This window comes from Myxococcus sp. CA051A, assembly GCF_013336705.1.
In the GTDB taxonomy this organism is placed as follows: domain Bacteria; phylum Myxococcota; class Myxococcia; order Myxococcales; family Myxococcaceae; genus Myxococcus; species Myxococcus llanfairpwllgwyngyllgogerychwyrndrobwllllantysiliogogogochensis.
Genome location: NZ_JABUMS010000005.1, coordinates 81,945 through 82,170 on the forward strand (window position 1 = coordinate 81,945; position 226 = coordinate 82,170).

Consider the following 226-nt stretch of genomic DNA (forward strand, 5'->3'; position numbering starts at 1 on the left):
GATTTCAGGATGGTGCCGCTCTTGGTTCTGGTGCGTCTCTCGGATGGAGCGGATCTGGCCTAGGGTGTGGCGGCGTTGGGGCGGAAGGGTCGGTTCGCTCTGTTGTCTGTGTTTGGTTGGGGTTGTGGGTGGTGTCGTTTGGAACGTCCCTTTTGGGACGTAGGTGGGAGGGGCAGTGATTCGGTTCGGGTGGAACGGTGTTCGCGCTGTGCTTGCGATTGTGTGC